Origin of the sequence: Endozoicomonas ascidiicola (assembly GCF_001646945.1) — a bacterium.
GTDB lineage: Bacteria > Pseudomonadota > Gammaproteobacteria > Pseudomonadales > Endozoicomonadaceae > Endozoicomonas > Endozoicomonas ascidiicola.
Genome location: NZ_LUTV01000021.1, coordinates 1 through 6,124, shown reverse-complemented (window position 1 = coordinate 6,124; position 6,124 = coordinate 1). Strand labels below are relative to the sequence as shown.

The 6,124-nt window shown below is 41.9% G+C and carries 4 protein-coding genes; 2 read left to right on the top strand and 2 right to left on the bottom strand.

Annotated elements, in window-relative coordinates; translation table 11 throughout:
* A partial coding sequence (locus tag AKL11_RS24180; protein ID WP_157673757.1) for a DUF4432 family protein occupies nt 1-432 on the top strand: 432 nt, incomplete at its 5' end.
* Nucleotides 433-480: 48 nt separating this feature from the next.
* Nucleotides 481-1,257, top strand: coding sequence for a deoxyribose-phosphate aldolase (gene deoC / locus AKL11_RS24175; protein ID WP_067522919.1), 777 nt, complete (start codon nt 481-483; stop codon nt 1,255-1,257).
* Nucleotides 1,258-1,563: 306 nt separating this feature from the next.
* Here the strand turns inward: deoC and AKL11_RS24170 are convergent, their stop codons facing one another.
* Nucleotides 1,564-1,833 (bottom strand): hypothetical protein, encoded by a 270-nt coding sequence (locus tag AKL11_RS24170; protein ID WP_157673756.1) that lies wholly within the window; start codon nt 1,831-1,833, stop codon nt 1,564-1,566.
* Nucleotides 1,834-1,990: 157 nt separating this feature from the next.
* On the bottom strand, nt 1,991-5,419 hold the full coding sequence (locus AKL11_RS24165) for a UvrD-helicase domain-containing protein (RefSeq protein WP_216636850.1): 3,429 nt from the start codon (nt 5,417-5,419) through the stop codon (nt 1,991-1,993).
* Between the last annotated feature and the right edge of the window lie 705 nt (nt 5,420-6,124).

Genomic DNA, 6,124 nt, shown 5'->3' with positions numbered 1-6,124 from the left:
AAACAGAATATTGCAGAAGAAGCTATTAAGTTGAGGGAAACGATACCTGCACATGTGAAGCCTACAGAGCAGTGGCTTGCTTACAATGAACAATTGAAAACGAATCCGACCGCATTGAATACTCTGAATCAACCAGAAATGTACGATCCGGAAATTGTTTTCTTCATGGATGAGTTGCCAAAATACGCAGATGAAGCGCAGTTTGAAATGGTAGCACCTGATGGCACTACTTTTTTCTCTCGTTTTAATACCCACGAACTTCCTTATGCAACCCGCTGGATTTTGCACAATGGTGATCAAAAAGTAGCTGCTTTTGTTTTACCTGCCACTTGTCGTCCGGAAGGTCATATTGCCGCTAAGAATTCGGGTACGTTGATCAGTCTTGCTTCTGGTGCAACAAAATCATTCCGTATTACCACTGGGCTTTTGTAATTAAAGCCGATTTGATAAAACACTTAACTAGTAATCTGTAGACAATAAATGAACGAAATTAAGCATTACAGCCAGAAGGCATTGAGCCTGATTGATCTGACTTCTCTGAATGAAGATGATACTGATGAGGTGATCATTGCTCTTTGTCGAAAAGCAAAGACAGAAGTAGGGGCGACAGCTGCAGTTTGTGTCTATCCTCGTTTTGTAAAACTGGCTCGTCGAACACTCAATGAGCTGAATTTGTCTTCAGTTAAAGTAGCAACGGTGACCAATTTTCCTCATGGTAACCCGAATATAACGGTAGCGGTTGAGGAAACCCGTTCAGCGGTAGAGGCTGGTGCTGATGAAGTCGACGTAGTATTCCCGTATCGCTCATTGATGGAAGGGGATAAAGAGATAGGATATGAGTTAGTAAAGGCCTGCAAGTCAGTTTGTGGTGAGAAAGTCATACTCAAAGTGATTATTGAGTCAGGCGTTCTTGATGATCCTTCACTCATTAAAGCGGCCAGTGAGATTTCAATCCGAGCTGGTGCCGACTTTATAAAAACTTCGACGGGCAAAGTCAGTGTCAATGCCACCATTGAAGCTGCTGAGGTTATGTTAGCGGTTATTAAAGAAAGCCAACTGAACCATGTTGGCTTCAAAGCGGCGGGTGGCATCCGGACTGCTGAAGAGGCTATGACACATCTACAATTGGCAGAGAATATGATGGGTGCAGAGTGGATAGGCTCAGACCACTATCGCTTTGGTGCCAGTGGGTTGTTGGATAGCCTTGTGGCAACTATCACTGATTCAGATGCTAAATCTGATACAACCACCTATTAAACAAAATCAGTTCTGGCAGCTCATGATGAATTAGTTGATGACTGCCAGACTTAGAAAACAGCTATAACTTCAAACTCTCACCATTCAATACTTCTGTGACCCATAATGGCAGGGGTATTGTCAGGCATTCTACAAGAGTTGGTTACCAGCTGAATCAGTTCTTCGCATTGTTAGTCCAATGGCAATCAATAGTGCTGAGAGCTTATCAGGCTGGTAATTCCTGCTGGCAATATCAAGCGTTCAGAGTCTTTTACTCTGGCATCAATAACAAAGGGCGCAACCCATAGCCGAAGATTTTCACTGAACTCAAATGCTGATTCTATCGGTACCTGCAACTCTGCAGATTGGGGGTAGATCAAAATCATGTTGTGCCGGATCGCGAAAATCCGATTCGTCAAAGCTCTCCTGAGTGATGATTCCCTTGGCCACAATGCCACGAGGCTCTTGACCGACACGAATCAGATATACCGTGTCATCTATTTTCGGTTGTTGGCTATTACACGACCAGGTGATTTCATCGCCAATATTACAGGACTCATCTTCCCCAAAAATGAACAGGGTCGGATTCCATGTCAAAAGATATGCGCTCATTATCGTTGATGTAGCTCAGGCAAATAGGTAAAAATTTGAGGGTCAAAATTTGAGGGTCAGGTCTTTCTTCTTGCTTAAGAATCAAGACCCTCCGATTTTTTCGGCTTTTTCCCCAGCTTTCAATTTTAAATCACAGCTTCCATCAAATATCGACATCCACTGCAACTTCTGTTTTTTTAGCACTCGCCACAGCAGCATCATTAACCGTATGGATACAGCTTTTCGGGTCGTTTCTACGATGGTTTTTGCATCCCCAAAAATTGCCATACTTCCCTTTACGGTGAATCATTTCTGCTCCGCAAACACTGCACAATGGCCGTGTATGTGAGCAATCATCGTTAAGACATGCCTGAAAACCAGCAAACCGGTTCCGCGTCATAGGGCTGCCACACAGGTCACAACCCGTTTCCTGATGGTTGCACAGCGGGAAATGAGAACACGCAAAAGATGATTTGAATTTACCCTTTTTGGGTTTCAGAACTCCCGTAGTGCAACGCGCACAATTGATCTCTTCAAATAGCTTCTGCACAAAGGAAGTTTTAAATTCATTTCGTTCAATATCATAGTTATCTGCAATGAGTTCAGTAACAAATGGACTGACGTCGGTCATATCTGCCAATATATACACACGATGCTTGGCTCGTGTCAGTGCCACGTAGAATAAACGACGTTCTTCAGCAAATTCGAATGATTCAGCCTTGGGCAGTAAAGCTTCAAGAAGGGGGGGTGTTACTTTTTTTGAAGGAAATCCATGAATTCCTGTTGTCATTCCCATAATCACTACGTAATCCGCTTCCTTACCTTTGGATGCATGGAAAGTCTGACATTCAATCGTGATATCTGGGTATTTTTTATTTAATAGATTAACTTCAAGCTGGTCTGGTAACTGTTTCCAAAACCGAGCTAGAAGATATACTTTAGAAGGTTTTTTCACTCGTGAAACAATGGCATTTAATGACTGTTCCAGTGCACTGTTGGTGTCTTCATTCTCTGTAGCTCCATTGCTGCTTCGCATCAGTAAAGATATGGCAGGTTCATCTACTTGTGTAAATGAACGAATATCTTTTTCCAGTTGAACCGGATTTTGCATGACAAAGCGGGTTGCTACCTCACCAATGCGATTGTTAAATCGGAAGGTCAAGTCCAGATTTGTTTTTGCTGTTGGGCCAAAGTAATCCCTAAAATGAGTAGTTAAACTTACGTCAGCACCACTGAATCGATAAATCGCCTGCCAGTCATCGCCCACACAAAATACGGATGAGTTTTTATTTGAATCCCGTAATGCCAGCACCAGCCTGGCTCTTGGTTCAGAAATATCCTGAAATTCATCGACCATAATATAACGCCATGGTGAGATAAATCGCCCCTGCTTAAGGTAGGTCAGTGCTTTTGCAATCATATCCTCAAAATCGATTTCGCCACGAGCCTTCAGGTGCTGCTTATAGGCATCCAATATGGGTTCAAGTAGTTCAAGAGCCTTGGCCGTTTGTTTCGGGTTGGCCGAGTTAGAGATAATTTGCTGTGGTCCTTTGTTACCATCGCCCACATCGAAACAAGCAGATTTGTACAGGCTTAATAACTGACTAAATAATTTAGCCAGATTGGATATGTGCCCTATTTCTTTTAAAGTGTTGAGTAATTCCTCATCAGGCAGTGGCGAATACTTAATATCAAATATTTTCAGCGATTGTTCAAGCTCTGTGGCCAAGCGACCCTTTTTATGCTGATAGTAAAATAACTCTACGCAATCAGTTTCATACTTCTTGTGAGTATTTCGCTTCCATACCATCGACTTGCTATAGGCGTTCCTGTCAATATGTGGCGCCGTATTTCCTGCTTCGTCAGTGCCATAATATTCAATATAGATTTTATGTTCAGGCAAGTAAAAATCGGGTTCGTATTGACGATGATCAATGCTATTGACCGTGTGCTCATATCTGGTTTCATACTGGTATTCAATCCCATTGCGGAATAGCCAGTTAGCAATAGTGAGTTCACCAAAGCTCTTTACACGCTCCCCCTTAAGTGTTCGAATATTATTGTCATTCAGGTATTCGAAGTAATCTCCCTCCGTTTCAAAATCAAACGGATTTTTTTCAACGTAATAATGCTGACCAAAAAAAGTTAATATCTGGCTTCGATAGTTTTCGTTAAGCATTAAGGCTTCAAGAGTATTACTTACCCATTTGTCCTTGGCTAAATCGTCATTAACCCATGGTGATAAACTGGGTTTTGCTCCTTCAACGTCAGCAATGATTTTCAAGCCAAGGCCATGGAAAGTGCTTGCTTTAATCTCATCAGTGCCCAGTTTAAGCTTAATGCGCTCATCCATTTCCTGAGCGGCAATTTTCCCGTAAGCCAGTAGTAATATATCAGCTGAAACTGCTTGCTTACTTTTAACAAGGTAACCAGCCCGTCCAACCATTACGCTGGTTTTACCAGTGCCGGCGCCTGCCAGCAAAAGGTTGTTGTCATCATCTATTACACAAGCCCGACGTTGCTTATCGGTTAGTGGATTAGACTCTACATGTTCAAAGAAATTACGATATCGGGTCAATTCCGACTGGATATAGCCCTCACGGATGTGGCTTACATAAGGCTGATCCATATTGTACATATTGTGTAGTTTATCCAATGAAGCCCGGATGCTTTGCTCCAGATTCTCTCTTTCACTCCAGGGAAACCAGCAGTTATACATACTGCGAACTCTTGCAGGAATCAGTTCAAGATATGATTGACGTAAATATACCCGTTTCATTCCAGCTTCAACTTTTTCTACAAGATTATTTAACGGCTGAAAATGATGTGTGGCCCACAGTAGGTTAAGTTCATTTTTTACTTTGTAAAGGTTATATAGTTGGTTCAGTGAAGCTTGAGCTTCAGGATTTATGTTTACTTTCGCACACAAGGGAAACCAACGACGATATTCTTCACTTATACTGCCAATCATAAGTTGGCGGAGTACTATGGGGGAGTCTGCTTTTCTTGCAGCAGATTCAACTGTCATTTTTAGTTTATGTAAGCGATCCTGGTGATGTGTTGCCCACAATTGTGGTAGCGCATCGTTAACACAGTGAAGGCTGTACAGTCGATCTATTAGACCCATTACTTCTGTGCTTAGTTTTGTGTCTTTACACCATGGAAACCAACGATGATATTCATCACTTATTCTGGAAGCCATAACATGCTGGAATGATATCGGGGAGTCTGCTTGTATCGCAGCAGACTCAACTGCCTCTTCCAGCTCACTTAATCTGTTCCGATGATTCTCAGCCCAAAAAAAATTAAGTTCATTTTCAAAGTATGACTTAGCTGAATAACGAAGGAAGGGAATTCTATAGCTTCTTTTATTAGCGGTGAAACATAGTACAGAACCAGACAAGCGACTGGTAAATACCGGAGGTTTATCTAGCTGCCCCCAAGAATACCTGATTTCACCACCCTCCGTTTTAATACTGTCAGGGTTGATGATAATACCTGCAGGGCTTAGTTCTATCGCAATTTTTTTCTGCTTTAAAACATATCCAAGCCAATTGTAGCTAATTGGTTTCATTGATGATTTAACTGACAATATGGAGCCTGCTATCTATATGAGAGTATGGTTTCGAACTTGTTGATGGGTTTATGCATCGGAACTTTTAAGACTAATTTTGCAGTTCAGTTATTTTGAACTACAAAAACTGGAAACTGGGGATATATGTTTTTCACGGAATGATGAAATCRTAATTTTTATCGTGCAAATAAAAAGTACGCTACCGCCAGTCGAATTCCGTCTTCCACCTATATGAAAAGGTGTGATGTACGCATATATCGAAACAGCGAGTGTGGCTCTTGTTGCCAAAATGGAACAGGAAGCTGAGGTGCATAAAAGGTTCGATATCCTAGCAAGCAAAATCCGCTCATTATACTGTTTTAAATCACAGTTAAGATTGGACAACTACTGCTAAAGTACTGGCTGTGTGCCTATAGCATCATCTGTTTTTAACTAAGCCTAATCTTCATTATGACGCCGTTGGGCAGGGGCTTTTGGTCATGTGTAGAAAAGAGAAGAACTGAGGAGGTTGCCATTATCTTTTATTGGCGGCGCGGACATGGGACCAAATAGCTCAGAGTGGGATTTTGAGAAACCAATAATTGTACGCTTGTGAGGTGATTGAGGTAGTCGTGTATTTGCGAGGTGAGAAACAAGAAAAAAATTTTGCAAAAATGGTTTGCATGCGACACAACTCGTCGCAGGGGTGTTTTATGATGGGATTCTGAACCGGGAAAGTGTTGC

Excerpts from the sequence above, each read along its gene's own strand:
- deoC (WP_067522919.1), top strand. The coding sequence starts at position 481 with ATGAACGAAATTAAGCATTACAGCCAGAAGGCATTGAGCCTGATTGAT.